Source organism: Streptosporangium sp. NPDC006007 (assembly GCF_040614315.1).
GTDB lineage: Bacteria > Actinomycetota > Actinomycetes > Streptosporangiales > Streptosporangiaceae > Streptosporangium.
In genome coordinates, this window is sequence record NZ_JBEXUG010000005.1 from 189839 (window position 1) to 216689 (window position 26851).

Here is a 26851-nt window from a genome sequence, read left to right on the forward strand (position 1 = left end):
CGGCCTCACGTCAGGTCACGCACCAGCCCGTCGGCCAGGAGACGGCCGCGCAACGTCAGGACCGCGCGGCCCGCCTTGAACGGCTCCACCTCCAGCAACCCCTCGGCCAGTGCCCGGGCGACCACCGACGGACGCTCGATCTCCTTCAGCGGATATCCGCCGGCGAGCCTGAGCTCCAGCATCAGCCGTTCCACCGCCCGGTCCCGCGAGGTCAGCACCTCGCGCGCGTGCGCGGGCGAGACGCCGGAGGCGAGGCGACGGGCGTAGGCCGCCGGATGTTTGACGTTCCACCACCGGGTGCCGCCGACGTGGCTGTGCGCGCCGGGGCCGACACCCCACCAGTCGCCGCCGGTCCAGTAGAGCAGGTTGTGCCGGCAGCGCCCGGCCTCCGAGGTCGCCCAGTTGGACACCTCGTACCACGCGAACCCGGCCTCGGCCAGCATGGCGTCGGCGATGAGATAGCGGTCGGCGGCCACGTCGTCGTCGGGCATCGGCAGCTCGCCACGCCGGATCCTGGCCGCCAGCCTGGTGCCGTCCTCCACGATCAGAGAGTAGGCCGACACGTGGTCGGGCCCCGCCTCGACGGCGGCGGCCAGCGAGGCGCGCCAGTCGTCGTCACTTTCCCCCGGCGTGCTGTAGATCAGGTCCAGATTGACGTGGTCGAACCCGGCCTCCCGTGCCTCCCGCACGGCACGCGCGGGGCGCCCGGGGGTGTGCCCGCGCTCCAGCACCCGCAGCACGTGCTCGCGGGCGCTCTGCATGCCGAAGCTCATCCGGGTGAACCCCCCGGCGCGCAGCTCCTCCAGATATGCCCGGTCCACCGACTCCGGATTGGCCTCGGTGGTCACCTCGGCCCCGGGAGCGAGGCCGAACTCCCGCTCGATCACGCCCAGGATCCGGACCAGGTCGGCCGCGGGCAGCAGGGTCGGGGTGCCGCCGCCGAAGAACACGGTCTCGACCGGGAGATCCGCCTCGCCGAGGTTGGCCCGCGCCCGGCGTACCTCGTCGGCCGCGGTGTCGGCGTAGTCCCGGTGCGAGGCGCCGGGGCCGAGCTCGGAGGCCGTGTAGGTGTTGAAGTCGCAGTAGCCGCAGCGGGTCACGCAGAAGGGCACGTGGACGTAGAAGCCGAAGGGCCGCTCCCCCAGCCCGTGGAGCGCGCTGTCGGGGAGGCTGCCTGAGGCCGGTACGGGATCGCCGTCGGGAAGTGTGGATGGCACGACACCAAGTCTGCCGCTCCGCCCGCGGTGCCCCGCACAGCGGGCACGCCCGTGCGAGAGCGTATCGGACACCTCAGGGCCGGACAGATCGAACCTGGACTCCAACTTGACGTGCGGTTCCGGTCACCCTCGGGGGGAAAGTGGTACACGCTGTGTGGTTGATCTTTCCGGCATATCGCTATGCGTCCCCCTTCGGAGAGCCGATGAGCCATGCAGCCCCCACCGGCGGCGACCGGGCCACACCACCCCTGCAGAACGCCACCCGCTACCTGTCCGCGGGTGCCTACCTCGACGACCACTTCCGCGACGGCGTACTGAACGAACTGCTGAGCGACCCCTACCGTGCCGTCGCCCCGTCCTACGGCGGGTTCGACCTGACCCCCGTGCTGTCGCACTGCCTGCGGGCCCAGCGGATGGCCCTGATCCGCGACGCTCTGATCACCGTGTCGATGTTCGTCCTCTACCTCGCCGGCGGGCTCTGGATGCTCTCCCTGTTCCCGCTGGCGCTGCTGTCCCTTCCCCGCGTCCGGCGGGGGCCGCTGATCTGGCGGGTGCTGCTGACCCTCTGGGCCCTGGTCAACCTCACGGGGCTCCTCCTCTCCCTGGTCTGGGTGAGCATCCTCTCCCTGCTCAACCCGGCATCGGCCTTCAACCTGGAGACGGACGCGTCGCCGTCCGTGACACAGCTCGCGGGGAGCCTCCTGTTCGTCCTGCTGATCACGCTCGCCCCCCTGGCCATCGCGGTCGGCTACCGGATCCAGCGCTACCTGGCGCTGACCGCCGAACTGCGCCCCGGCGCCCCCGCCGGAGCCGGCGTGGACACGGGCCGGCAGCGCAGCCGCATGGCCTATCTCGATCAGGCGCAGTGGGGCAACATCACGCTCTTCGGCACCGACAACCCGTTCATCGGCGCGGGCCCCGTGCGGCGCTCATGGTCGATCGTGGCGGAGATGGACCGGCTGACGCACTCCGACAACGCCCCGTCGGCCTCGCCCCGCCCATACGTGCAGATCGACCCGGCGGACCTGCACTCCTTCGTCAGGCGGCGGCTGCTGGAGATGCGCGACGCGGTCAACGCCGCTCCAGAGCGGATCACCCAGATGTACGTCGGCGACCACCTCACCGCCCGGGGCACGTTCACCCGGCTCGACTGGCCCGACTCGGGTGCCCCACGCCGCTGGGAGGGGCAGAGCCATCCGCTGATCAACACCGCGAACGGCCGGCCGCACTTCGCCGCCCCGCCGGAGGTGATCAGCGACGCGACCCGGCAGCCGCAGGGCAGCCTGAAGTACTACCAGCGCGTCACCGTCGGCACCGACGGTCAGGAGATGATCGGCTCCAACGGCCTCCTCCTCGCCCCCGGCGAGGACAGGGAGATCGTGATCTCCGCCTTCATCCATCTCGCGGTCGAGGGGCGGATGCTCTACACGCAGTTCGTGCTGACCGTGCTGCCGCCGATCCTCCGTGAGTACCACATCGTCGACGAACTGCCCAACCTGACCAGGCCGGCGCTCGCCTGGCGGGCGGTCAGCCGCGGCAAACTGGACCTGGTCGCCGACACCCTCTTCGCACCGTTACGGCTCATCCGCGCCGGGGTACGGGCGGTCCGGTGGCAGCGGGAGACGCGAAACCCCGCCGAATTCCCCGTCTACCCCTTCGGCGCGCGGGAGAGCGTGCGGGAGCTGGGATCCGCCTACAGCCAGGGAGGGTTCATCCAGCGACTCGACACCGACAAGTACACCAAGCTCATCGAACGGCGGCTCACCGAGGCGGTCCTCGACTACCTGGAGTCCAAGAAGATCGACACCCGCGAATACCGGGCGCAGGCCACGAACCTCATCAACAACGGTGCCCTGATCACCGGCGGCACCTTCAACGGCCCGGTCGCCGCCGGGCCCGGAGCGAACGCGACCCAGCACGGAGGAGACAAGTGACCCAGGACAACAGCGGTTTCCACATCACCGGCGGCACCTTCAACGGCCCGATGGCCGCCGGAGCCGGCGCCCAGGCCGTGCAGCACACCGGCGCCGCCACGAGCGGGGACCGCACCACCGAACTGCTCGCCCTCATCCGCGACCTGGTACGGCGGCACGCCGCCGAACTCGGCGACACCCGGCCGGTGCTCAGGGACGCCGACCAGGTCGAGGCCGAACTCCAGGAGGAGAATCCCGACCAGGACCACCTGTCCGGCTCCCTGGCCAGGATGGCGGCCCGGGTCGCCCCGGTCACCGCCATCGCCGAGGCGGTGGCGGCACTCGCCGCCCTGGTGTCATAGGGACCGCCACGGTGACCACAGGGGGGGACGCCCGCGGTCACCGTATTAGATCTCGTGTTCGGCGCGCCGGGGCAGACCGTACCGCTCGGCGAGCGGGTTCCACAGCTCCAGGAAGCCCCGCTTGGCGTCGGTGGCCCTCCCGGAGTGCGACAGGCCGTTCCGGTAGTCCTGGTCATCGCTCCAGTCGGCACGGCAGTCGCCGTCCTGGCGGATCGCCCACCTGAGGAACGCCTCGTCGGCGTCGCGTGAGGCGGTGAGGGCCGTGGCCAGTTCCTCCTTGACCTCGGCCCCGCCGTCCAGCGCGTCGACGGCAAGCGCCTGAAGCTGGGTGACCTGCTCGCGCCTGGCCTCGGTGACCCGGCGGACCGCCGCGAGCCCGTCGGCGGTGCCGGAGCACGACCGCAGCCTGTTAAGGGCGGGGCCGAGACCCGACCTGCTCCCGCCGCTGTCGGTGAGCAGGGAGTCGAGTGCCCCGGCCTGCAGCCGGTCGGCCTGGTCCGGCCCACTGGACGGATCGGACCGCCCGTCCTGATCCGTGTCACCGGAGTCCGGGCTCTCCGCCGCCTCCCCGCCCTGCTTCTCGGGCCGCGGCTCGGACTGCCCTCCGGACGCGGGGCCGGCGCTTGAGGCCGAACCGGAGCCGTCGCCGCGCACGGCGAACCACACGACCCCTACCGCGACCAGCAGCGCGGCGGCGGCCACGATCAGCGGCCACCTTCCGCGCCCCCTCTCGCCCCGCCACATTTCGCCGGAGCCATCGGAGGCGGGAGGCGTGGACCACTCCCCCGGCCCGATGTCACCCCGCTCCCGCCGCTGCGGGTCCGGCCACGGACCCGGCTGGGAACCAGGCTGGACACCGTACTGAGGACCCGGCCGGGGTCCGCCTCCCCACGGATCCGGCTGCGGGCCCCGCCACGGGCCGGGTTCGGGGCCACCCCGCTGCGAGCCGTCCCACGGCCCCGCGGGGACGGCCGGGCCTTCGGCCGGAGTGGCGGGGGGCGGCGGGGACGGGGGTGGCTGTTCGGTCGGGGCACCACATCGGGGACATCTCGGCAGTCCGACCGTCCGCGTGCCGCACCGGTTGCAAAAAGCCTGCTGCTCCACAGGTTTCGACGGTAGCGAGCCGACCGCGTCCACGCAGCGAATGCCGGTAGACCGTTGACATCCACATCGCCCAGGTCCGTGCTCCGGAAGCCCCGGGCAGGGTCGCCGGTAGGCCGGCCCTTACGACTCGGCGCTCCCCGCACGCCTCCCCCGCAACCGCAGAGGCTCCGGGGCTAGGGCGTCGCGCTGCCCAGAACCCGTTCGGCGACCTTTTCCCACCGGGCGGAACGGCTCGGGGAGGCCAGCAGGCGGCGCATCAGCTCCTTGTCCCCGTGGTAGGCGCGGAATGCCTCGGTGACCGTGACGCTGTTGTCCGGCCGTGCGACGATCTCGATCGTGTCGCCCCGGCCCAGTTCACCCCGCTCGATCACCCGCAGGTAGGCGCCGACCCTGCCGACCTGGGTGAAGCGCTTCATCCAGCCCTGCTCACCCATCCAGTTGCGGAACACCACGCACGGTACCCGGGGGCGGGTGACCTCCAGGAGCGCGGTGCCGATCCGCCAGCGCTCACCGAGCATGGCGCCGTTGACGTCGATCCCCTCGGTGGTGAGGTTCTCCCCGAACTGGCCGTCGCGCAGCTCGCGGCCCAGCTCCTCCTGCCACCAGTCGTAGTCCTCGCGTGCGTAGGAGTAGACCGCCTGGTCGGACGAGCCGTGGTTCACCTGGTCGCCCCGCTCGTCACCGGCCAGGCCGTTGTCCTCCACCCTGACCCGGCCGTCCACCGCCGATTTGTCGATCGCGGTCCGGTTGAGCTTGCCCGCCCAGGCCGCGTCGACGACCAAGCCCACGTTAACGGTGATGACACGCATAAATAGACGTTAGCCCTATTCCCCCTTCGGGGCGAGCCGATAATCCACCCGCCCACCCCGCGGGGTACGGCCCGGCCGCCGCCGCTCCGTGCGGAGACCTGCCACGGAGACATGCCGCCGAACCCGTCCCGGACGACGGGCGGAAGGCTACTTCTTGGACTTGTCGCCGGCGGACTCGGTGGAGAGCGCGGCGACGAAGGCCTCCTGGGGCACCTCGACGCGGCCGACCATCTTCATCCGCTTCTTGCCCTCCTTCTGCTTCTCCAGCAGCTTGCGCTTGCGGGAGATGTCTCCGCCGTAGCACTTGGCGAGGACGTCCTTGCGGATCGCGCGGATGTTCTCGCGGGCGATGACACGGGCACCGATCGCGGCCTGAATCGGCACCTCGAACTGCTGCCTCGGGATGAGCTCGCGGAGCTTCTTGGCCATCTCGACGCCGTAGGCGTACGCCTTGTCCTTGTGGACGATGGCGCTGAAGGCGTCGACGGCCTCGCCCTGGAGCAGGATGTCGACCTTGACCAGCTCGGACTCCTGCTCGCCCGAGGGTTCGTAGTCGAGCGAGGCGTAACCACGCGTGCGGGACTTGAGCTGGTCGAAGAAGTCGAAGATGATCTCGCCGAGCGGCATGGTGTAGCGGATCTCGACGCGGTCCTCCGACAGGTAGTCCATGCCCTGCAGGTTTCCCCGGCGATTCTGGCAGAGCTCCATGATCGCGCCGATGAACTCCGACGGGACGAGCACGGTCGCCTTCACCATCGGCTCGAAGACCGTCTCGACCTTGCCCGAGGGGAACTCCGAGGGATTGGTGACGACGACCTCCTTGCCGTCCTCCATGATCACTCGATATACCACGTTGGGCGCGGTGGAGATGAGCGAGAGGTTGAACTCGCGCTCCAGGCGCTCCCGGACGATCTCCATGTGGAGCAGGCCGAGGAACCCGCAGCGGAAGCCGAAGCCGAGGGCCGCGGAGGTCTCCGGCTCGTACACCAGCGCGGCGTCGTTGAGCTGGAGCTTGTCCAGGGCCTCGCGGAGCTCGGGATAGTCGTCGCCGTCGATCGGGTAGAGGCCCGAGAACACCATCGGCTTGGGGTGGTCGTAGCCGCTGAGCGGCGAGGCGGCGGGCCGGGTGCCGGAGGTGACCGTGTCACCGACCCGCGACTGGCGCACGTCCTTCACGCCCGTGATCAGGTAGCCCACCTCGCCGACTCCCAGGCCCTTCTCGGCGACCTTGGGCTCGGGGGAGATGACGCCGATCTCCAGGGTCTCGTGGGCCGCGCCGCTGGACATCATCAGGATGCGCTCGCGCTTGCCCAGGTGCCCGTCCATGACCCGGACGTAGGTGACCACACCGCGATAGGTGTCGTAGACGGAGTCGAAGATCAGCGCGCGGGCCGGCGCGTCGGCCGCGCCGACCGGGGCCGGAACGCTGTTGACGACGTGGTCGAGCAGTTCCCTGACTCCCACGCCGGTCTTGCCGGAGACCCTGAGGACCTCCTCCGGCTCACAGCCGATGAGGTGGGCGATCTCCGCGGCGTACTTCTCCGGCTGGGCGGCCGGAAGGTCGATCTTGTTGAGCACCGGAATGATCGTCATATCGTTGTTCATGGCCAGGTAGAGGTTGGCCAGGGTCTGCGCCTCGATGCCCTGCGCGGCGTCGACCAGCAGGATGGCGCCCTCGCACGCCTGGAGCGAGCGCGAGACCTCGTAGGTGAAGTCCACGTGCCCGGGAGTGTCGATCATGTTGAGGACGTAGTCGGCGCCGTCCATCCGCCACGGCAGCCGGACCGCCTGCGACTTGATCGTGATACCGCGCTCGCGCTCGATGTCCATCCGGTCGAGGTACTGGGCGCGCATGGAACGGTCGTCGACCACACCGGTGATCTGCAGCATGCGGTCGGCAAGCGTCGACTTACCATGGTCGATGTGCGCGATGATGCAGAAGTTGCGGATCACCGCGGGATCGGTCTGGCCAGGCTGAATGCGCACCGGTGTCCGTTTCGACGGGATTGATGACGATCTACGGCTGGCATGCCAGCCGCCTTCCATGGTGACATGTCCAGGTGATTGCCCGGACCAGAGCAGAGCGCGGCCTGCGGTTTCTCGTGGCGGTGGCGGCCTTGCTCCTCGTGCTGCCCGGGGTGGCCGCGGCCACCCTCACGATCCAGTTTACCGGGACACCCGCCTCCTGGGCGAAGAGCACCGGCCACGACGCCCTCTGGCTCGGCCACGCCTGGGTGGACGGCCGTAAGGACGCCGCCGACGTGAAGGCTCTGGCCGTACGGCTGCGCAAGACCGGGATCAAGGACGTCTACGTCCACTCGGGTCCGTTCGACGTCGACGGCACACTTTCCCCGACTAAATACCCCAAAGCACAAAATTTCCTGAAGTGGTGGCGCGCGGAGCTGCCGAAGGTCCGGGTGTCGGCGTGGCTTGGCCAGAAGGTCGACGGAGCCCTGGATCTCGACGACCCGGCCGCCAGGCAACGGGTACTGGACGGCGTCGGCGCCGTCATGGCGCTCGGCTTCGACGGCGTGCACTACGACTTCGAGCCGCTCGGAGACGACGACACCGACTTCCTGGACCTGTTGACGCGGACCCGCCCGATCGTCGGTGACGGCCTGATCTCCACCTCGACCCCGCAGATCGAGCCGTTCCCGCTCACCCGCCCGGTCGTCCGCACGGTCATCGGCCATGACAAGTACTGGTCGCCCGCCTACTTCCGGGAGGTCGTGGCACGCACCGACCAGGTGGCGATCATGACCTACGACTCCTTCCTCCCCTCCGAACTGCTCTACGGCGGCCATGTCGTCCGGCAGGGCTCCCTGGCACTGGAGCTCGTGCCCAAGGAGAAGACCGTGCTGCTCGGCGCACCCGCCTACCACGACCACGGCGCGGTGTGGAGTGACGCGGCGGAGAGCGTGGCGACCGCGGCGGAGGGCGCGCGACTGGCCCTGACCTCGTACGGAAGGCACCGGGAACGGTTCGGCCTCGCGCTCTACGTCGACTACGCGGCCACCGCCGACGACTGGGCGGAGTACGACCGGGCCTGGTACCGCCGGTGAGGCGTGGTTCCGGGCGTGGCGGGAGCACGGTAAACTGGCCCGGCATTCCTCTGTCCAGGTTGTCGATTTGAGCGATCACCTGGATGGTTGGTAGCCTATTGAACTGCGTGTGGCGCGCCCTCTCTGCCCGCGCGCCCCACTCCGACGACATTCACCGAGGCTTCTTCGTGGCGAACATCAAGTCCCAGATCAAGCGCAACCGGCAGAACGAGAAGGCCCGGCTGCGCAACAAGGCTGTCAAGTCGTCCCTGAAGACGGCCGTCCGCAAGTTCCGCGAGGCCGCCGATCAGGGTAAGGCCGACGAGGCCGTTGAGCTCATGCGCGCCGCCTCCCGCCAGCTGGACAAGGCCGCCAGCAAGGGCGTGATCCACAAGAACCAGGCCGCCAACCGCAAGTCGGCGATCGCCCAGCGCGTCGCCGCCCTGTCGGCCGCCAAGTAACCCAGGTTCTTCCGGACGCCGCACTCCCCGCCGGGGGTGCGGCTTTCTGGCGTCACACGTCGCACCGTGTACGCCCGCCGCCCGCTGCCCGCTGCGGCACCGTCTTCCGCCGTGGCACCGTCTTCCGGCACCCTCGTCACCGCCTTCCACCGTCACCGCCTTCCGGCGTCATCCCTTCCGGCGTTTCCGTCTTCCGACCTCGCGTGCCGCGCCGTTTCGGCCGGAGGCGTCACGAGCCCGGCCGGCGCCTGTCACGACCGCGCCCTGGCGAGGAGAGTCGGTTACCCGTTGGTGACAATGTCACAAGCCCCGGCCGGTGCTTGTGACGACCGCGCTAACGGCCGGTACGGCTGGCGACGACGGTCTGGATCATGTACTCCAGCGCGTAGGCGGGATCCGCACCGCCTCCCTTGACCTGCTCGTCGGCCCTGGCCACCGCCTGGAGCGCGCGGGCGATGCCGTCGGGGCCCCAGCCGTTCAGCTGCTGCTGAGCTCTGCCGATCTTCCAGGGCGGCATGCCGAGGTGGCTGGCGAGCTGCCCACCGCGCAGGTTGCGAGGAGCGCCCCCCACCTTGGCCAGCGAGCGCAGGCCACCGGCGACCGCGCTCACCAGCAGGACCGGGGCCGTACCGGTGGCGAGCGCCCAGCGGAGTTGCTCAAGAGCGTCCCCCAGACGGCCCTCGACCGCGGAGTCCGCCACGGTGAACCCGCTGACCTCCGCCCGCCCCCGGTGATAGCGGGCCACGGCCGCCCCGTCGATGGCCTTGCCCGGGGTGTCGAAGGCCAGCTGACCACAGGCGGCGGCGAGCTCCCGCAAGTCGTTGCCGACCGCTTCGAGCAGGGCACCGGCCGCGTCACCCCCGATGGTCCGGCCCGCCCGCTTCAGCTCGGCCTTGACGAACGCGAGCCGCTCGGCCGGTTTGGTCATCTTGGTGACGGTGACCACGCGGGCGCCGGCTTTCCTGACCCCGTCGACCATGGCCTTCCCCTTGACCCCGCCGGGGTGGACCAGGACCAGCACGGTGTCCTCCGCCGGATTGGCGGTGTAGGAGACGATTTCGGCGGCGACGTCCTTGACCACGTCCTGGGCCGAACGGATCACCACCACCGAGCTGTCGCCGAACAGCGACGGCGAGGTCAGCCGGGTCAGCTCCCCGAGCTCGACCTTCCCGCCGATCAGGTCGTAAACCTCGGCGCCCGGGTCGGCCGCCCGCGCCGCGGCGATCACCTCGCCCACCGCGCGGTCGGCCAGCAACTCCTCGTCGCCGACTACCAAGGTCACGGGTGCTGGGTCGGTTGCCGCCATGCTCAGCAGCATGCCATGTACCGGTGGCCGAATCGCAATCAGCAAGCGATTCGCAATTCGAATGCAGGTGAGGTGAGACAGACTTTGGATGACCAGAGGAGCTGAGGACACGATGAATTCCACCGTCAGCCGTCACGCCTGCCCCCGGTGCGGCACGGCCCTCGACGAGGGGCCCATCATGTATCGCTGCGCGCACTGCTGCCGTTCGATCTACGCGGCAGACGTGAACACCGAGTTCCACCGCCCGGCCAAGGTCTCCGTCAAGCTCTGCTGACGTCATGCCGGAAGCCGACCTCCACCTGGAAGGATGATCTTCGTGGACGAAGAAGTGATCCCCATCCTTCGCGTTGAGGATGCCGCCCTGGCCGTCGGGTGGTACGAACGCCTCGGCTTCACCATGCAGTGGGAACACCGCTTCGAGCCGCGTCTTCCCGCGTTCGTCGAGGTCACCAGGGGGCGCGTACGGATCTTCCTGTCGGAGCACAAGGGCGACGCAGGCCCCGGCACCCTGGTGTATCTCCGCGTCCGCGACGTCGACGCCGTGTCCGCGGAGTTCGGTGTGCGGGCGGAGGAGATGCCGTGGGGCCGGGAGATCGAACTCCGCGATCCGGACGGCAACCGCCTCCGCGTGGGCACCCCGGCAGACCGGCCTCGCGATGAGCGCGCCGTGACCTCCGGATGAGCCCGACGGCGGTATGAGATCACCGCACCTGGTCAACGGCCTCGGGGGACGACGGCCAACCCGGTTTCACCGGCCACCACGGCGAGGTCTCCCGACAGGTCCGTCCGGTAGATCCGCGCGCCGAGGCGGTTCAGCCCGGCGAGGGTCGACGGAGCGGGATGGCCGTAGTCGTTGCCCGCGCCGACGCTGATCAGCGCGGCACGGGCACCGGTCGCCGCGAAGAACGCAGGATCGTACCTGGCCGACCCGTGATGGGGAACCTTCAGGACGTCCACCTTCGGCAGGCCACGCCGGAACAGCTCAGCCTGTGCCTCGGTCTCGATGTCTCCGCTGAGCAACGCCGTTCCCCGCGCCCAGCGCACATGCACCACGACGCTGGCGTTGTTGAGGTCGCTCCCCTCCCCTCCCCCTGTCCGCGATGTGTCAGCCGGTGGACCGATGACGGTGAGCGCCGAGGGGCCGAACCGCCAGCTCGCCCCGGGCCTCGCCGCCCATTCGACGGTCCGGCGGCGGGCGAGGTCGGCGCTCAGCCGGGCGTTCTCACGCTCGGCGCCCCGATGCGGGGTGACCACCACCGCTCCCACCTCGCGCCCGCGGAAGACGCCGTCCAGCCCACCCACATGGTCGAAGTGGGGGTGGGTGAGGATGACCAGCGGCACCTGCCGCACCCCTGCGGATCTCAGACACCGATCCATCAGCACCGGGTCGGGACCGGCGTCCACCACCACGGCACGGCCGGGCCCTGCGGCGACCAGCAGCGCGTCTCCCTGGCCGACGTCACAGGCGACCAGCAGCCACCCTCCGGGCGGCCAGTGGGCCACCACCGATCCGGCCACGAGGGCGGTGGCGGCCACTCCGGTCAACCCGGCCAAGACCAGTCCGCGCGACCACCGGTATCGCAGCGTCAGAACGGCGAGCGGGGCTGCGACGGCCAGGGCGGTCAGCCCGACGAGGCCGCCGGGCCAGGGAAGCACGCCCAGTGGGAGTCCGGCGGCGTGCTCCGCCACCTCGACGATCCATCCGGTGGCCAGACCCGCCGGTCGGACCAGCAGCCGCGCGATGCCCATGTGCAGGGGTGCCGTCAGCGCCGCGACGAAGCCCAGCAGGGTGGCGGGCGCGACGGCGGGACCCGCGAGCAGGTTGGCGGGGATCGCCACCGGAGCCAGCTGCCCGGACATCAGAACCAGCACCGGGGTGACGGCGGCCTGTGCCGCCGTCGGCACGGCGATCGCCTCCGCCGCCCAGCGGGGCAGACGCGCCGCGAGCCGGTCTCGCCATCGGGGAGCGAGGACCAGGATGCCGGCGGTGGCGCATACCGACAGGGCGAAGCCGTAGGACCTGGCGAGGACGGGGTCGAAGAGGATCAGCCCCAGAACGGTCACAGACAGGGCCGTGACGCCGTCGCGTGAGCGGCCGGTGCCGAGCGCCACGGCGGCGACGCCTCCCATCAGGAGGGCGCGGAGCACACTGGGCGACGGGCGCGCGACGATCGCGAAGGAAAGCATGGCGAGCACGGCCAGCACCCCCCGGACCGCGAGGGGCGACCCCGCCCCCCGGGCCAGCGCGATCGCCGCTCCGGCCACGATCGCGAGATTGGCTCCGGAGACGGCGGTGAGATGGCTGAGCCCGGCCTGTTTGAAGTCGGCTTTGACCTGCTCGTCCATCCGGGACACGTCGCCGACCACCAGCCCCGGCAACAGGCCGCGCTGCGCGAGGGGCAGCACATCCGCGGCCTCGCGCAGCCCCGATCTGAGCTCCCCCGCCACGCGCTGGATCCACGAGGGCCCACTCAGGACCCGTGGCGGGCCTCGCACCAGCACCACCGCGGCGAGCAACTCACTCACGTCCGCCGGGCCGAACCGTCCCCGAACGGCGATCCGCTGGCTGGGCAGTAAGGTCCGCCACGCCTCTCCCGACGTGAGCAGCACCACCGGAGCCCGTGACGTCACCCTGCCCGTGGCCGTCTCGACCACCTCGATCCGCGCGGGCACCACGAAGCTCTCCCTGCGGGAGACTCCCCCGTGCTGCACTCGTCGCCGAGGGTCGTCCGTCACCACCGCCTCCACCAGTGCCGAAGCCCGTTCGGCCGCCAGGGCGGCCACCGGCCCCGTGCCGGTCGCGTGCACGTGGAAGGCGACCGTCCCGGCCACGGCCGCCACGCACACCAGCACCGCGAGCACCACGTTCCGCCAGCCGGCGATCCCGTCCGCGGGCACCGTCACCGCCACGAACAGTACGGTCGCGGCGGCGACCAGGGCCGCCACGGCCCCCGTCGACGCGGGACAGCCCAGCAGGACAAGAGCGATCCCCCAGGAGGCGAGGGCTGGAAGGACCAGGTGAAGCGTGTGGGACCGCGAGCTCCGCCGGTCTGGGCCGTCGTCGATCGCGGCGGCGGGGACGCCGGGACGCCCCACGGCCGTGCCCCTCACGGCCGTGCTCCACGGGAGTCCCCCATCAGCCGTCCTCGGCGGAGGCGCCCGGTCGGCCGCGCTCGGTGGAAGTGGCCGGTCATACACGAACCTTGTCTTTCATATCCCTGTACTTCCGGTCGCCGATGCCACTGATCTCGCGGAGTTGTTCGACGTTCCGGAAGCCGCCGTGGCCGTCGCGATACTCGGTGATGCGGTGGGCGAGCACCTCACCGACGCCCGGGAGTTGTTCGAGCTGCTGCGGAGTGGCGGTGTTGAGGTCGAGGACGGCCGCGGCGGGGTCGGCGGGGACGGGCGCTGCCGCCCCTGCGGGACCGGAGGCACCGACGGTGATCTGCTCTCCGTCGACGAGCCTGCGGGCGAGGTTGAGAGAACCGGCCGTGGCACCTTCGCGCGTGCCTCCGGCGGCCCGGAGCGCGTCGGCGACCCGGGAGCCGGCGGGCAGACTGATCACTCCGGAGCGGCGAACCTTGCCGGTCACGTGGACGGTGACCTCGCCGGCCGTGCCACCGCCGACCCCGGCTCCGGCCCCGCCCACCGTGCCACCGCCGACGGTGGCGGGCCGCGGGGACGAGCCGGCTGACGGCGCCGAAAGGGAAGACCCGGCGGGCGTGGGTGGAGCGAGAGGCTCGGGCTCCGGTTGGGAGCGCCAGGCGTAGACACCACCCGCCACGACCGCGATGAGGGCGACGAGGAGGAGCACACGCAGCCCGGGGCGGCCCGGGTCGAACATGGGCCCCTGCGCGGCGACAGCCATACGGAGGGCTTCGAACGAGGGCGGGAGCGGAGCGGAGCGGATCCGGGCGGCGGAACCGCCAGGGCCTGGAGCGCCGTCCTCGGGGGCCAGATGGGTGGGGCGGTAAACCTGGCCGGCCGGGTGAACCGGATAGGCCGGGTCCGCCACGGGGGTGGGACAGGGTGAAGCGACCGGATGAGCTGGGCGCGTCTGATCGGCTGGGGAGGTGGGGACAGGTTGCGCGGCCGGGTGGCCTGGGCGAGCCCGGTCAGGGGGGTGACCTGGAAGGGGCCAGGGATCGCGGGCGGTGAACGCCGTCAGCGCCCGCAGCCGCGCCTCTGCCCGGAACCGCTCGGTGGCCTGATCTGTGGTCCGCACGTTCCGGACGCTATGACGGCGGCGCACCGCGGTTCTCAACCGAATCCGACTCTGGGGAAAACTCAACGACGTCCCCGTTGAGCTGTGGACAACGCCAGGACGGATAGGACGCTCAAGGGCGAAGCCCATAGGGGCCGTAGGCCCCGGGCCGAAAGTGGGCCCACAGGGCCGGGCAGGTGGACGGCCGGACGGGGGCGGCCGAACAGATGGGACGGGGAGGCGGGGGATGAGGGGGCGGCCGGACGGGTGGGACGAAGGGGCGGAAGGACGGGGGACTACTGGACGGGGGTGCCGCCGCGCCAGACTCGGCGGGGCTTGAGGCCGAACGACCAGGCGAAGGCGCCTTCGTGGTCGGCGTCCCACTGGACGATGTCGGCCAGGCGGCCGGGAGCGAGAACACCTCGGTCGGGAACACCGAGCACGGCGGCTCCGCCGATGGTGGCGGCACGGAGCGCGTCGCCGACACTCATGCCGAAGGCGGCCACCGCGAGGCTGATGACCAGGGACATGGAGGTGATCCCGCAGTGACCGGGGTTGTGGTCGCTGCCGAGTGCCACGGTGACCCCTTGGGAGAGCATCCGCCGCACCGGTGGCAGGCTGCCACGCTGAAGCGCGGTTCCCGGACAGACCACGGCGGGGACGCCGTAGCGGGCCAGGATCGAGATGTCCTCGTCGGAGGTGTGGTGCAGCAGGTCGGCGGAGGCACAGCCGAGCTCGGCGGCGAGTTGGACGGCTCCGCGCCGGCTGTAGGCGCCGGCGTGCACGCGGGGCAGCAGTCCGACGTTGCGGCCGGAGGCGAGGACCCAGCGTGCCTCGTCGGTGGTGAAGTGGCCTTCGTCGCAGTAGACGTCGACGCTGTCGGCTCCGGCCGCCGCCGCGTCGGCGCACCAGGCGCCCACGGCCTCGACGTAGTCGCGCTGACGGCCGAAGTATTCCGGCGGGACGACGTGGGCGGCGAGGAAGGTGACGTGCACGCGCGGCATCATCGGCTCTTTTTCGAGCTCGCGCAGGAGCCGCACGTCGGCCAGCTCGCCGTCGCGGGTGAGGTGGTAGCCGGTTTTGGCCTCGACCGTCGTGGTGCCGCTGAGCAGCCATTCGCGCAGACGCTCGCGGACGCCGTTGCAGAGGGTCCACGGGTCGGTGCCGCGGGTCACCGTGACGGTGGACCCGACGCCGCCGCCGGCCGCGGTGATCGCGGACGAGGTGGAGCCGCCGGAGCGCATGGCCATCTCGGCGTAGCGGTTGCCGGCGTAGACCGGGTGGGTGTGAGCGTCGATCAGGCCGGGCGTGACCAGCGCGCCGCCGAGGTTCTCGACGTGGTCGACATCGACGATGTCATCCACCACGCCGGGCACGCTCTGAGGCAGGTCCGCCGCGCGGCCGACCCACGCGATCCGGTCGTTGTGCACCAGGATCGCGGCGTTGCTGCACACGTCGTTGCCGGTCCAGAGCCGGCCGATGTTGGTCAGAAGGCGGACCGTCATAGCATCACCGCCTTGCGCGCAGGGGAAGACGTCTGGAGGGAGACCGTCTCAGGAACCGTCTCAGGACAGGACGAGCCGACCCGGCCGGTGCGGGGCGCCATGCCCACCGGGTCCGCTCTGTATCCGGACGACATTGGGGGGTCTCCTGCTCTCATCCGCATATTGTTGTGCGGCGACAGTATCGCCGAGATCATGATCGGGCGATTTCAGTTCAGTTACGTTATTTCACAAGTGAGCTCGCTGTACAGGCTAATTGGGAAGAACGCCGTTTCACCATAGCCACATCCGGCTCACCGGCTTCATGGTTTCACTCGGCCCGAGTACGTTTGCACAGCTCAAGCCACTGTTTGCTCATCCGTAACAGCGGCCGCCAGGACAACAGGCGGCCCAACATCTCGCGGGATTTGACTTATGGTAGCAATCCAAACCCCGCCCGACCACTGTCACTTTTACGGCTTTTGTCGGGTTTGTCGCACCATCAGTGCAGCCCACAGCCCCTCTCCGGCGCAAGCTTGACGATTGCGGCGCGGCCTTCGATCCACCTAGGGTGATACTCGGGGAAATCGGAACGCCTCCCGGACGCCCCGGCGACAGCCGGTGATCAAGGTCTGCGGAGCGCACGGCCGCCCACACCGGCACTCCACGGGTCCAGGGCCGTCCGGCCAGTGGACACGCCCGCCGCCCCCGTCTCCTAAATAGGCTCTAAGCAGGACATTCCGTGTAACCTTTCGTGCGAGCTATCTGTAAGACGCATGTATGGGGGAGTCACCTTGTCCGTCTCCGCAGACGCCGGTCGGCGTCGCATCGAAGAGCTGCTCCGAGAGAACGAGGAGCGCATCTTCAAACGCTGGCTGAAGATAGCCGGATCGCCCTCCGGCGGTCACACCGGTCACACCGGTCGCGCCGACACGGCCGATCGGCTCCAGGAGCTCTACCAGGCGCTACAGGGGGCGTTCGCCGACTCCGGAGACCTCAGCGACCTGCGCGGGCTGCTCGCCGAGCTCTCCCGGACCCGCGCCCGCCAGGGGTTCACCCCGACCGAGACGGCCGTCATGGTGTTCGGGCTGAAGGAGGCGCTCTACGAGAGCGTCGAGGACGACGGCTCTCCGGAGGCCCTGCGAGGTTTCATCTGGTTCTCCCGGGTCATCGACGACCTGGGACTTCTCACGATGGAGAACTACGCGACGGCGAGGGAGAAGGTCATCATCGATCAGGCGGAGCAGCTCCTGGAGCTCTCCACCCCGGTGGTCAAGCTCTGGGATGGCATCGTGGCGGTGCCGCTGGTCGGCACGCTCGACTCGGCCAGGACCCAGGTGGTGATGGAGAAGCTGCTGCAGACGCTGGTGGACACCGGTTCCGAGCACGCGGTCATCGACATCACCGGCGTGCCGGCGGTGGACACCCAGGTCGCCCAGCACCTGCTCAAGACCGTGGTCGCGGCACGGCTGATGGGCGCCGAGTGCGTGATCTCCGGCATCCGCCCGCAGATCGCCCACACCATCGTCACCCTCGGCATCGAGTTCGGCGACATCGTGACCAAGTCCTCGCTCGCCGACGCCCTCGCGCACGCGCTTCGGGAGAGCGGCGTCGAGTTCGTCAGCAGGAAGACCCGCGTCGCCGTGAGAACCGAGGAGGGCTGATGGACCGCGTACCCGTCCTCAAGCTCGGGGACATCCTCATCGTCTCCATCCAGATCGACCTCCAGGACCAGAGCGTCCTCGCGCTTCAGGAGGACCTGGCGGACAAGGTGGTCTCGACGGGCGCACGAGGAGTGATCATCGACATCACCGCCGTGGAGATCGTCGACTCGTTCATCGGCCGCATGCTGGCCACCATCGCGGCGATCTCCCGCATGCTCGACGCCGAGACGGTGGTCGTCGGCATGCGTCCGGCGGTGGCAATCACCCTGGTGGAGCTCGGCCTCTCCCTCGGAGGCGTGCGCACCGCCCTCAACCTCGAAAAGGGCGTCGCGCTGCTCAACCACATCGAGGGCGCGCAGATCGCCTCGGCCGCCCGGTGACATCCCCCGCCGAGCTGCCCGTCAACAGCAACAGCGACGTCGTCCTGGTACGGCAGAACGTCAGGACCGCGGCCCTGGACGTGGGGCTCTCGCTCGTCGACCAGACCAAGGTGGTGACCGCGGCCAGCGAACTGGCCCGCAACGCGCTGGTCTACGCGGGAGGCGGGCAGGTCCGCATCGAGATCGTGCACAGTGGCGTGCGCCGGGGCCTGCGCCTGACCTTCAGCGACGAGGGACCCGGCATCCCCGACATCCAGCAGGCGCTCGTCGACGGGTGGACCACCGGCGGCGGGCTCGGCCTGGGCCTCAGCGGCTCCCGCCGCCTGGTCGACGAGTTCGATGTGAAGTCGGCTCCCGGCGAGGGGACACTGATCACGGTGACCAAATGGGCCAGGTGATCCGTTCCCACGACGACACATGGACGAGGGCCGAGGACGCCAGCGCGATCGGCGCCCTGCGCCGATCGGCGGTCGTGCTGGCCGAGCGGCGGGGATTCGACGAGGAGGACGCCGGGCGGGTGGCCGTCGCGGTGAGCGAGGCCGCGTCGAACCTGGTCAAGCACGCCGTGGAGGGGACCATGCTGATCCGGCCGCATCCGGAGATGGCCTCGGCGATCGAGGTCGTCGCCGCCGACCGAGGGCCGGGCATGCGCGACATCTCGCGTGCCCTGCGCGACGGTTACTCCACGGCGGGCACCCTCGGCATCGGCCTGGGCGGCATCGCGCGGATGGCCAGCGGATACGAGGTTCACTCCGTACCGGGACGGGGCACGGTGCTCGGCATGTACTTCACCGCGCGCGACGCTCCACGGCCCTCGGGCCGGCTGAGCGGCGTGCGGCGCCCGATCGGCGAGGAGGTCGCCTGTGGTGACGCGTTCGCCGCCGTCGACACCGGCGCCGTGGTGACCGTGATGCTCTGCGACGGGCTCGGCCACGGCAGCCTGGCTGCCCACGCCTCGCAGGAGGCGGTACGGCTGTTCCTTGAGCGCCCGGACCTCGCACCGGCCGGCGCCCTGGAACGGATCCACCTGGGGCTGGGGCAGACCAGGGGCGGCGCGGTCGCCGTGGCCCGGATCGACCGTACGGCGGCCACGGTGAGCTTCGCCGGCCTGGGCAACGTCTCGGCGTGGATCGCCCACCAGGACGGCAGGCAGGGAATGATCTCGGTGCCCGGTATAGCGGGCCACCAGGCCAGGACCCTGCGCCAGTACGAATACGCCGCGCCACCGCACAGCGTGGTCGTGCTCCACTCCGACGGGCTCTCCGACCGCTGGGACATCACCTCCTATCCGGGGCTCGTCACGCGCGCCCCCTCCGTCATCGCCGCCACGCTGCTGCGCGACGCCGGAACCCGCAGAGACGACGCCTGCGTGGTCACCGTGAAGCCGGGGACATGACCGGCGACGAACTGATCCGGATGCGCGTCCTGCGGGAGCAGGACGTGCTCGCCATGCGCAAGCTGGGCCGCGAGGCGGCGAAGGCCGCCGGGCTGCAGTCCCAGGACCAGATCCGGCTGGCCACGGCCCTGAGCGAGGTCGGGCGGGATATCCTCAACCAGGGGTTTGAGGCGTCGGTCGTCTTCCTGCTGGAACAGGACGGCCTGCTCGTCACGATCGGCTTCCCGCCGCGGACGGATTTTCAATCGGCGGACGGCGTTACGCTGGCGGGGCGTCTCGTCGACATGATCGAGTTGGACCCCGCCAAGGGGACAGTGAGCATGCTCAAACGGCTTCCGCACGGCGGCCCGAGGCCCTCCGCGGAGGAGATACGCGCCAGGCTCGCCGAGCTGACACCCGCGACGGCCTTCGAGGAGCTGCGCCGGCAGAACCGCGAACTCGCCGCGACCCTGGAGGAGGTCCTCCAGCTCAACTCCGAGCTGGAGGAGACCAACCAGGGTGTGCTCGCCCTGTACAACCAGCTCTCCGAGGAGCTGGAGGAGACCAATCGCGGCGTGGTGGCGCTCTACGCGGAGCTGGACGAGAAGTCCGCGCAGCTACGGAAGGCGAGCGACGCCAAGGATCGGTTCTGGGCCACGGTCAGCCACGAGCTGCGCACCCCGCTCAACTCGATCATCGGCCTGGTCCGTCTGCTGGTGGGTCCCGGCGGGGAACCGCTGACCGACGAGCAGCTCCACCAGATACAGCTCATCGGCTCCTCCGCGGGAACGCTCCTCACCCTGGTGAGCGAGCTGCTCGACATGGCCAAGGCCGAGTCGGGCCGGCTGGACCCGCAGCCGTCGGCGGTGGACCTGGTCGCCCTGGCCGAGCAGCTGCGCAGGACGCTCCGCCCCACCAGCGAGACCGACCGGGTCAAACTCTCGGTGCGGATCGCGCAGGAGTCGCCCGAGATGTCGGCGGACGAGGTGATGCTCACCCGGACCCTGCGCAACCTGATGTCGAACGCGCTGAAGTTCACCGAGGAGGGCGAGGTCCTCCTGGACGTCAGCCTCGACGCCGCCACCCACGAGGTGGTCTTCAGGGTGACCGACACCGGGATCGGCATCCCCGAGGAGCACCAGGAGCGCGTCTTCGAGGAGTTCTACCAGGTGCCGGGGCCGATTCAGGTGCGGACCAAGGGCACCGGGCTCGGCCTGCCGTACGCCCGCCGGCTGGCGGAGGCGATGGGCGGCACGCTCCGGCTGGTCAGCACGGCCGGGAAGGGGACCACGGTCACCCTGAGGCTGCCACACCGGCACGACGGGGCGCCGGTGGTCGGCCGGGTGCTCGTCGCGGACGACGACGCGGAGTTCCGCGCCACCGTACGGCGGATGCTCGCCGGGTTCGCCACCCACGTCGACGAGGCCGCCGACGGGCTGGCCGCGCTGGAGATGATGGCGGAGAACCCGCCGGACGTCGCGCTGGTGGACCTGCTGATGCCCCGCCTCGACGGTACGGCCCTGCTCCAGCGGCTGGCCGACGACGAACGGCTGCGCGAGATACCGGTGGTCGTGGTGACCCTCGCGGCCGCCCACCAGTATCCGCAGGAGGCGCACACCGTCATCGCCAAGAGCGAGCTGCGCGGGGACAACCTGCGGGAGGCCGTGCGGAGTGCGCTGCGGCGAAGCGACGGCTCGGAGTCAGGAGCGCGGTGAGAGGGGGGCAGCGCGATGCCTGAGGGGCCGGGAACGATACTGGTCGTGGACGACACGCCGACCAAGCTCTACATCCTGTCCAGCTGGCTGCGGCGGTCGGGACATCAGGTGCTGCAGGCCACCGGTGGGCTGGAGGCGCTCGTCAAGGTCAGGGAGCTCCGCCCCGACCTGGTCGTCCTCGACGTACGGTTGCCCGACATCAGCGGCCACGAGGTCTGCGAGCAGATCAAGGCCGATCCGGCGACGGCCTCGATACCGGTCGTCCAGATCTCCGGGGCGGCCATCACCCCCGCCGACCGGGCCCACGGGCTCGAACGCGGAGCCGACGCCTACCTGGCCGAACCGGTCGAACCGGACGAGTTCACCGCGACGATCGAGGCCACCCTGCGCTACTACCGGGCGCGGCAGCGGGCGGAGCGGATGGCCGGGCGGCTGGCGGCCCTCACCGAGGTCACCCTCGCGATGAACTCCGCCGAGACCTTCGACGCGCTCCTCACCACCGCCGTCGAGGGCGCCTCCCGGATCCTCGGCCGGCAGTCCGGCACGCTGACGCTCCCGCCGGACGGCCGGGTCCGGAGGTACACGGCCATGCCTGGGGCGGGCGCCGCCACGCCCAGGGCCACGACGCCGGACACGCTGCTCAAGCTAAGCGCGATGTCGCTGGGCGACGCGGCCGGGACCCAGGTCTTCACTGTCCCGGCGGGCGACTGGCTGAGGCTGATGCCCGACGCGGAGATCGGCGGCGACGTCTTGGGGGTGCTCTGCCGCACCAAGGCCGGCCGGCCGGCCGTCTACCTCGGGGTGGAGGCGGTGCCGTCGCTCGACGAGGACGAGTCCAACATCCTGCGCCAGCTCGGGCAGGCCCTGGCCCTGGCGGTGGACGCGCTGCGCGCCTACGCCGAGGAGCACGCGATCGCCCTCACCCTGCAGCGCAGCCTGCTGCCCGCTCGGATCCCCGAGACACCGGGGCTGGAGATCAGCTGGCGCTATCAGCCGTCGCTGGACAACGTGGAGGTCGGCGGCGACTTCTACGAGGTGCTGCGGCTTGACGATCGGGTGCTCATCGCCATCGGGGACGTCCAGGGGCACTCGTTACTCGCCGCGACGGTCATGGCGGAACTCCGCCACGCGCTGCGCGCCTCCCTCATCGGCACCGTGGACCTGGGCGCCTCCATGGCACTGCTCAACAACGTCCTGCGGCGCTATCACCCCGGCATGACCGCCACGGTCTGCCTGATCATCGTCGATCCGGCCACCGGGAAGATGGAGATCGCCAACGCGGGTCACATCCCGCCGTTGTTCATCGGTCACGGGGAGTCCCGCTACGACCGCCTGGGCAATCTCCTGCTGGGCGTGGCCGAGGAGACCTACCGGATCGACCGGCTGACCCTGCCTGAGGAGGGGGGCGTGCTGCTGTTCACCGATGGGCTCGTCGAGGACCGCGACAAGCTGCTCGACGAGAGCCTGGAGATCGTGCGGCACCTGGCGGAGACCGTGGAGGACGATCTGGAGCTCTTCTGCGACCGGCTGATCAAGCAGTTCGGCGCCCGGGAGGACGACGTGGCGCTCGTGGCGTTCCGCCGCAGCCCCTCTCGCTGAAAGCCGCGGGCCGCCTCGGGGAAGCGGGTCGCCTCGGGGAAACCGGACCGGTGCCCGCCACGCCGCGCCCCACCGCACCTGTGGTCGAGGCGGGGCGCGGACGGGACGGGCGGCCGGCTCAGACGGTCTCGACCGGCTTGGCGGTCCTCTCCAGCTCGGCGAAGAGACCGGGCAGAACCCTGGCGTGCAGGATCGTGCCGTCTCCGGTGTGCTCAAGGCCGAGCACCTCGCCCTCCCGGTGGGCCCGGGAGATGAGGTCGCCGCGCTGGTACGGCACGAGCAGCCGGACCTCCTGGTCGAAGCGGGGCAGCTCCCGCTCGATCACGGCCATCAGCTCGTCCATGCCGGCGCCGGTGCGGGCCGAGACGACGACGGTGTGCCTCTCCCTGGCGGTCAGCTGGGCCAGCACCACCGGGTCGGCGACGTCGGCCTTGTTGATGACCACGATCTCCGGAATGTCGCGGGCGCCCTCGATGTCGGCGACCACCTCCCGCACCGCGGCGAGCTGCGACTCCGGATCGGGGTGCGAGCCGTCGACCACGTGCAGGATCAGGTCGGCGTCGCCGACCTCCTCCAGGGTGGAGCGGAACGCCTCAACGAGCTGGTGCGGCAGATGCCGGACGAATCCGACCGTGTCGGCCAGCGTGAACAGGCGGCCGTCCGGCGTGTGCGCCCTGCGGACGGTCGGGTCCAGCGTGGCGAACAGGGCGTCCTCCACCAGCACTCCGGCACCGGTGAGCCGGTTCAGCAGCGAGGACTTGCCCGCGTTGGTGTAACCGGCGATGGCGACGGCCGGAACCTCGCGCTCCAGTCGCCGCGCCCGCTTGGTCTCACGCGAGGCGGTCATCTCGACGATCTGGCGGCGCAGCTTGGCCATCCGCTCGCGGATCCGGCGCCGGTCCAGCTCGATCTTGGTCTCACCGGGGCCTCGTCCGCCGATGCCGGCGCCGCCCGCGGCGCGTCCACCGACCTGGCGGGACAGGTTGCCACCCCAGCCTCGCAGGCGCGGCAGCAGGTAGCTGAGCTGGGCGAGCTCCACCTGCGCCTTGCCCTCGCGGCTCTTGGCGTGCTGGGCGAAGATGTCGAGGATCAGCATGGTCCGGTCGATGACCTTGACCTTGACGACCTCCTCAAGCTGGCGGAGCTGGCCGGGACTCAGCTCGCCGTCACACACGACGGTGTCGGCGCCGGTGGCGGAGACGATGTCGGCGAGTTCCTGTGCCTTGCCCGAACCGATATAGGTCGCCGTGTCGGGCTTCTGACGGCGCTGGATCAGCCCTTCCAGCACCTCCGAGCCGGCGGTCTCGGCGAGCAGCTTCAGTTCGAGGAGCGAGTTCTCGGCGTCGATCGCCGTACCCGAGGTCCAGACGCCGACCAGGACGACCCGCTCAAGTCGCAGCTGGCGGTATTCGACCTCGGTGACGTCCTCCAGCTCGGTGGAGAGGCCCACGACCCGGCGCAGCGCCTGGCGCTCGGCCAGATCCATCTCACCGGTCTCGGGCAGGTCGTCGAATCGGTCAAGGTCCAGCGGCTCACGAGTGTCTATGTCGTTGCTCCATTCAGATGCGTGGTCCGTGTTCTCTTAGGAGAACGCCCGAACACCTCAGGTCTCTTCCCCATGATGGTGCCACGCGAACGTCCGGGCCTTCATCTGGTTATCCGGCCGCTCACCCACCGTCACCGCCGGCCGGGTTCCGTGGACGACCTCAGGAGGGCAGCACGTCGACGCTCCCCGCGCCGGCCCGCACCGAGACGCGGTGGGAGGAGGACGGGACGTCGGTGACCTTGACGGTTCTCTCTCCCGAGCCGGTCTCGGCCGTCACGTTGTAGTCGGCCCGCGGCAGCCGTACGGCGGCGTCGCCGGAGCCGGTCTCGATCTCGACGTGGTCGGGCACGGCGTCGAACCTCAGCTCGACGTCGCCGGAGCCGGTGGTGGCGACGAACCGCTTGGCCCCCGTGGAGGCGGCCTCGATGTCGCCGGAGGCGGCTTGGGCGTTCACCTCACCCGTCAGCCCGCGCATGGTGATGTCACCCGCGCTGGATCCGAGCGTCGCCTTGAGGCCCCTGGGAACCTCGACCTTGTAGTCCACCGAGCAGTTCTCGCCGGAGCACTCCTGGCTCAGGGTGAGCGTGCCGCCCGACACGGGGTGCTCGGTCTTGGGCCTGTTCCTCTGGTCGCCGGTCCAGTGGAGCGTCTCGGTCACCCGGACCCCGGACCGATCCGACTCGTTGACCTCGATGTCCCCGGAGTCGGTGTGAACCTCCAGCGCGGTCAGACTCCCGCCTACGTCGTAGGAGGTGATGGCCTGCTCCTGGTCACCGAGGTCGACGTCGAGGCGGCAGCCGGACAGCACGAGGACCGAACCCAGGAGTGCCCCCGCGGCGATCGTCTTCTTCATGAGTCCCAGTCCTCGATTTCCGGGAGGCGTCTCGCCTCCCACGAACGGCTCCGCCTCTCCCCTGTGGAGGGAGCCACCTCAACTGTCGTCGAGCGCGTCCCCCCGTTCATCGGGGAAGCCCCCGACGCGGCCCCTTAGGAGACCCCTGTTTTTGACCGGTAAGTGACCATGAAGTAGCGTCGATTCCACAATTCAGAAGTGGTTTTCCACTATGCGGAAAGGAAGCCCATGGACGGCGTTGAGATCACCGGTCCCCCGCAGGACCGGTTCGAGGAGATCCTCACGCCGGAGGCCCTGGCCTTCACGGCCACCCTCCAGCGGGAGTTCGACCCCCGGCGTCTTGAGCTGCTGGACGCCCGCCAGGCACGCCAGGCGGAGCTGTCTGCCGGCGGCACCCTCGACTTCCTGCCCGAGACCCGGCGGGTGCGCGAGTCCGAGTGGCGGGTCGCCCCGCCCGCCCCCGGCCTGGTGGACCGCCGCGTGGAGATCACCGGCCCGGTGGACCGGAAGATGACGATCAACGCACTGAACTCCGGGGCCAAGGTCTGGCTGGCCGACTTCGAGGATGCCAACGCCCCGACCTGGGAGAACACGGTCAACGGCCAGCTCAACCTGCGTGACGCGCTGGACCGGACCATCGATTTCTCGGCGGGTGACAAGCACTACGCGCTCAAGCCCGACGAGGAGCTCGCCACCGTCGTCGTGCGTCCGCGCGGCTGGCATCTGGAGGAGAAGCACCTCACCCTCGACGGCGCCCCGTTCTCCGCCTCGATCGTCGACTTCGCCCTCTACTTCTTCCACTGCGCGCGGCGGCAGCTCGCCAAGGGCAGAGGCCCCTACTTCTACCTGCCGAAGATGGAGTCGCATCTGGAGGCCCGCCTCTGGAACGACGTCTTCGTCAGGGCCCAGGACCTGCTCGGCATCCCGCGGGGCACGATCCGGGCGACCGTCCTGATCGAGACCTACCCGGCCGCGTTCGAGATGGAGGAGATCCTCTACGAGCTGCGCGACCACTCCGCCGGTCTCAACGCGGGCCGCTGGGACTACCTGTTCAGTGTGATCAAGAAGTTCCGTACCCGGGGCCGGGAGTTCCTGCTGCCCGAGCGGAACGCGGTGACCATGACAGCCCCGTTCATGCGCGCCTACACCGAACTCCTGGTCCGCACCTGTCACAGGCGCGGCGCCCACGCCATCGGCGGCATGGCCGCGTTCATCCCCTCCCGCCGCGACCCCGAGGTCAACAGGGTCGCCCTGGAGAAGGTCACCGCCGACAAGACCCGCGAGTCCACCGACGGATTCGACGGCTCCTGGGTGGCTCACCCCGATCTGGTCCCGATCTGCCGCGACGTCTTCGACGGCGTCCTGGGCGACCGGCCGAACCAGCTCGACCGGCTGCGCGAGGACGTCTCCGTCTCCGCCGCCGACCTGCTGGCGGTCTCCAAGACCCCCGGTGAGATCACCGAGGCGGGGCTGCGCAACAACGTGGACGTGGCGCTGCGCTACCTCGCGGCCTGGATGGGCGGGCTGGGGGCGGTGGCGATCCACAACCTGATGGAGGACGCCGCCACCGCCGAGATCTCCCGTTCCCAGACCTGGCAGTGGATCCACAACGACATCAGGCTTGCCGACACCGGCGCCGTGGTCACCAGGGATCTCGTCGAGCGGATCATCGACGAGGAGCTGGCCGGGATCAAGGCCGAACCCGGCTACGACGAGGCGCTCTACGCCCAGGCCACCGCCCTGTTCAAGGAGGTCGCCCTGGACGACGACTTCGTGGACTTCCTCACCCTGCCCGCCTACGAGCGCATGCCGTAGACCGCG

The 26851-nt window shown here is 70.3% G+C and carries 23 protein-coding genes; 13 read left to right on the forward strand and 10 right to left on the reverse strand.

Going from position 1 to position 26851, the window contains the following annotated elements; translation table 11 throughout:
- Nucleotides 1–5: 5 nt before the first annotated feature.
- Complete coding sequence (gene hemW / locus ABZ194_RS06540) at nt 6–1217, reverse strand: radical SAM family heme chaperone HemW (RefSeq protein ID WP_355593024.1); 1212 nt, start codon at nt 1215–1217, stop codon at nt 6–8.
- 203 nt (nt 1218–1420) lie between these two features.
- Between hemW and ABZ194_RS06545 the strand changes: the two genes are divergently transcribed.
- Nucleotides 1421–3151 (forward strand): hypothetical protein, encoded by a 1731-nt coding sequence (locus ABZ194_RS06545; RefSeq protein WP_355593026.1) that lies wholly within the window; start codon nt 1421–1423, stop codon nt 3149–3151.
- Nucleotides 3148–3492 (forward strand): hypothetical protein, encoded by a 345-nt coding sequence (locus tag ABZ194_RS06550; protein WP_355593028.1) that lies wholly within the window; start codon nt 3148–3150, stop codon nt 3490–3492. Before ABZ194_RS06545 ends, ABZ194_RS06550 begins: the two co-directional genes overlap by 4 nt.
- A 45-nt stretch (nt 3493–3537) precedes the next feature.
- Here the strand turns inward: ABZ194_RS06550 and ABZ194_RS06555 are convergent, their stop codons facing one another.
- The 3 genes from ABZ194_RS06555 to lepA form a co-directional block, all read right to left on the reverse strand.
- On the reverse strand, nt 3538–4194 hold the full coding sequence (locus ABZ194_RS06555; RefSeq protein ID WP_355593030.1) for a hypothetical protein: 657 nt from the start codon (nt 4192–4194) through the stop codon (nt 3538–3540).
- Nucleotides 4195–4769: 575 nt separating this feature from the next.
- Nucleotides 4770–5405 carry an MOSC domain-containing protein gene (locus ABZ194_RS06560; RefSeq protein WP_355593032.1) on the reverse strand — a complete coding sequence of 212 codons (636 nt, stop codon included), beginning with the start codon at nt 5403–5405 and terminating at the stop codon, nt 4770–4772.
- A gap of 147 nt (nt 5406–5552) precedes the next feature.
- Nucleotides 5553–7391 carry a translation elongation factor 4 gene (gene lepA, locus ABZ194_RS06565; protein ID WP_355593034.1) on the reverse strand — a complete coding sequence of 613 codons (1839 nt, stop codon included), beginning with the start codon at nt 7389–7391 and terminating at the stop codon, nt 5553–5555.
- 74 nt (nt 7392–7465) lie between these two features.
- Between lepA and ABZ194_RS06570 the strand changes: the two genes are divergently transcribed.
- Nucleotides 7466–8467 (forward strand): hypothetical protein, encoded by a 1002-nt coding sequence (locus ABZ194_RS06570; protein ID WP_355593036.1) that lies wholly within the window; start codon nt 7466–7468, stop codon nt 8465–8467.
- 167 nt (nt 8468–8634) lie between these two features.
- The gene (gene rpsT, locus ABZ194_RS06575) at nt 8635–8907 is read left to right on the forward strand and encodes a 30S ribosomal protein S20 (RefSeq protein WP_355593038.1); all 273 of its coding nucleotides are present in this window, start codon (nt 8635–8637) and stop codon (nt 8905–8907) included.
- A gap of 334 nt (nt 8908–9241) precedes the next feature.
- Here the strand turns inward: rpsT and holA are convergent, their stop codons facing one another.
- Nucleotides 9242–10225 (reverse strand): DNA polymerase III subunit delta, encoded by a 984-nt coding sequence (holA, locus tag ABZ194_RS06580; RefSeq protein WP_355593040.1) that lies wholly within the window; start codon nt 10223–10225, stop codon nt 9242–9244.
- Nucleotides 10226–10325: 100 nt separating this feature from the next.
- Between holA and ABZ194_RS06585 the strand changes: the two genes are divergently transcribed.
- Both ABZ194_RS06585 and ABZ194_RS06590 read left to right on the forward strand, forming a co-directional pair.
- The gene (locus ABZ194_RS06585; RefSeq protein WP_355593042.1) at nt 10326–10487 is read left to right on the forward strand and encodes a hypothetical protein; all 162 of its coding nucleotides are present in this window, start codon (nt 10326–10328) and stop codon (nt 10485–10487) included.
- A gap of 42 nt (nt 10488–10529) precedes the next feature.
- Nucleotides 10530–10895, forward strand: coding sequence for a glyoxalase superfamily protein (locus ABZ194_RS06590; protein WP_355593044.1), 366 nt, complete (start codon nt 10530–10532; stop codon nt 10893–10895).
- Nucleotides 10896–10927: 32 nt separating this feature from the next.
- Here ABZ194_RS06590 and ABZ194_RS06595 read toward each other — a convergent pair whose 3' ends face one another.
- From ABZ194_RS06595 to hutI, 3 genes are all read right to left on the reverse strand, one after another.
- Nucleotides 10928–13324: a ComEC/Rec2 family competence protein gene (locus tag ABZ194_RS06595; RefSeq protein ID WP_355593046.1), complete on the reverse strand. Its 2397-nt coding sequence runs from the start codon at nt 13322–13324 to the stop codon at nt 10928–10930.
- A gap of 79 nt (nt 13325–13403) precedes the next feature.
- Entirely contained in the window at nt 13404–14081 is a 678-nt protein-coding gene (locus ABZ194_RS06600) for a ComEA family DNA-binding protein (protein ID WP_355593048.1), read from the reverse strand.
- A gap of 632 nt (nt 14082–14713) precedes the next feature.
- Nucleotides 14714–15922, reverse strand: coding sequence for an imidazolonepropionase (gene hutI / locus ABZ194_RS06605; RefSeq protein ID WP_355593050.1), 1209 nt, complete (start codon nt 15920–15922; stop codon nt 14714–14716).
- Between the two features lie 770 nt (nt 15923–16692).
- Between hutI and ABZ194_RS06610 the strand changes: the two genes are divergently transcribed.
- From ABZ194_RS06610 to ABZ194_RS06635, 6 genes are read left to right on the forward strand one after another with little or no spacing between them, the layout of a single operon-like run.
- Complete coding sequence (locus ABZ194_RS06610) at nt 16693–17562, forward strand: STAS domain-containing protein (RefSeq protein WP_355593052.1); 870 nt, start codon at nt 16693–16695, stop codon at nt 17560–17562.
- Nucleotides 17562–17942, forward strand: coding sequence for an STAS domain-containing protein (locus tag ABZ194_RS06615; protein WP_355593054.1), 381 nt, complete (start codon nt 17562–17564; stop codon nt 17940–17942). The genes ABZ194_RS06610 and ABZ194_RS06615 overlap by 1 nt, the downstream gene beginning before the upstream one ends.
- A complete protein-coding gene (locus ABZ194_RS06620) occupies nt 17939–18340 on the forward strand; it encodes an anti-sigma regulatory factor (RefSeq protein ID WP_355593056.1) in 402 nt (133 codons plus the stop codon). Before ABZ194_RS06615 ends, ABZ194_RS06620 begins: the two co-directional genes overlap by 4 nt.
- Nucleotides 18328–19338 carry an ATP-binding protein gene (locus tag ABZ194_RS06625; RefSeq protein ID WP_355593058.1) on the forward strand — a complete coding sequence of 337 codons (1011 nt, stop codon included), beginning with the start codon at nt 18328–18330 and terminating at the stop codon, nt 19336–19338. The genes ABZ194_RS06620 and ABZ194_RS06625 overlap by 13 nt, the downstream gene beginning before the upstream one ends.
- Nucleotides 19335–21032 carry an ATP-binding protein gene (locus ABZ194_RS06630; protein ID WP_355593060.1) on the forward strand — a complete coding sequence of 566 codons (1698 nt, stop codon included), beginning with the start codon at nt 19335–19337 and terminating at the stop codon, nt 21030–21032. Before ABZ194_RS06625 ends, ABZ194_RS06630 begins: the two co-directional genes overlap by 4 nt.
- A 45-nt stretch (nt 21033–21077) precedes the next feature.
- Nucleotides 21078–22631 (forward strand): SpoIIE family protein phosphatase, encoded by a 1554-nt coding sequence (locus ABZ194_RS06635; protein ID WP_355593062.1) that lies wholly within the window; start codon nt 21078–21080, stop codon nt 22629–22631.
- A 118-nt stretch (nt 22632–22749) separates the two neighbouring features.
- Here ABZ194_RS06635 and hflX read toward each other — a convergent pair whose 3' ends face one another.
- Nucleotides 22750–24117 carry a GTPase HflX gene (gene hflX, locus ABZ194_RS06640; RefSeq protein WP_355593064.1) on the reverse strand — a complete coding sequence of 456 codons (1368 nt, stop codon included), beginning with the start codon at nt 24115–24117 and terminating at the stop codon, nt 22750–22752.
- A gap of 220 nt (nt 24118–24337) precedes the next feature.
- Nucleotides 24338–25030 (reverse strand): DUF4097 family beta strand repeat-containing protein, encoded by a 693-nt coding sequence (locus ABZ194_RS06645; protein WP_355593066.1) that lies wholly within the window; start codon nt 25028–25030, stop codon nt 24338–24340.
- Between the two features lie 228 nt (nt 25031–25258).
- On the opposite strand from ABZ194_RS06645, the gene aceB reads away from it, so the two are divergent.
- Nucleotides 25259–26845, forward strand: coding sequence for a malate synthase A (gene aceB, locus ABZ194_RS06650; protein WP_355593068.1), 1587 nt, complete (start codon nt 25259–25261; stop codon nt 26843–26845).
- Nucleotides 26846–26851 lie beyond the last annotated feature (6 nt).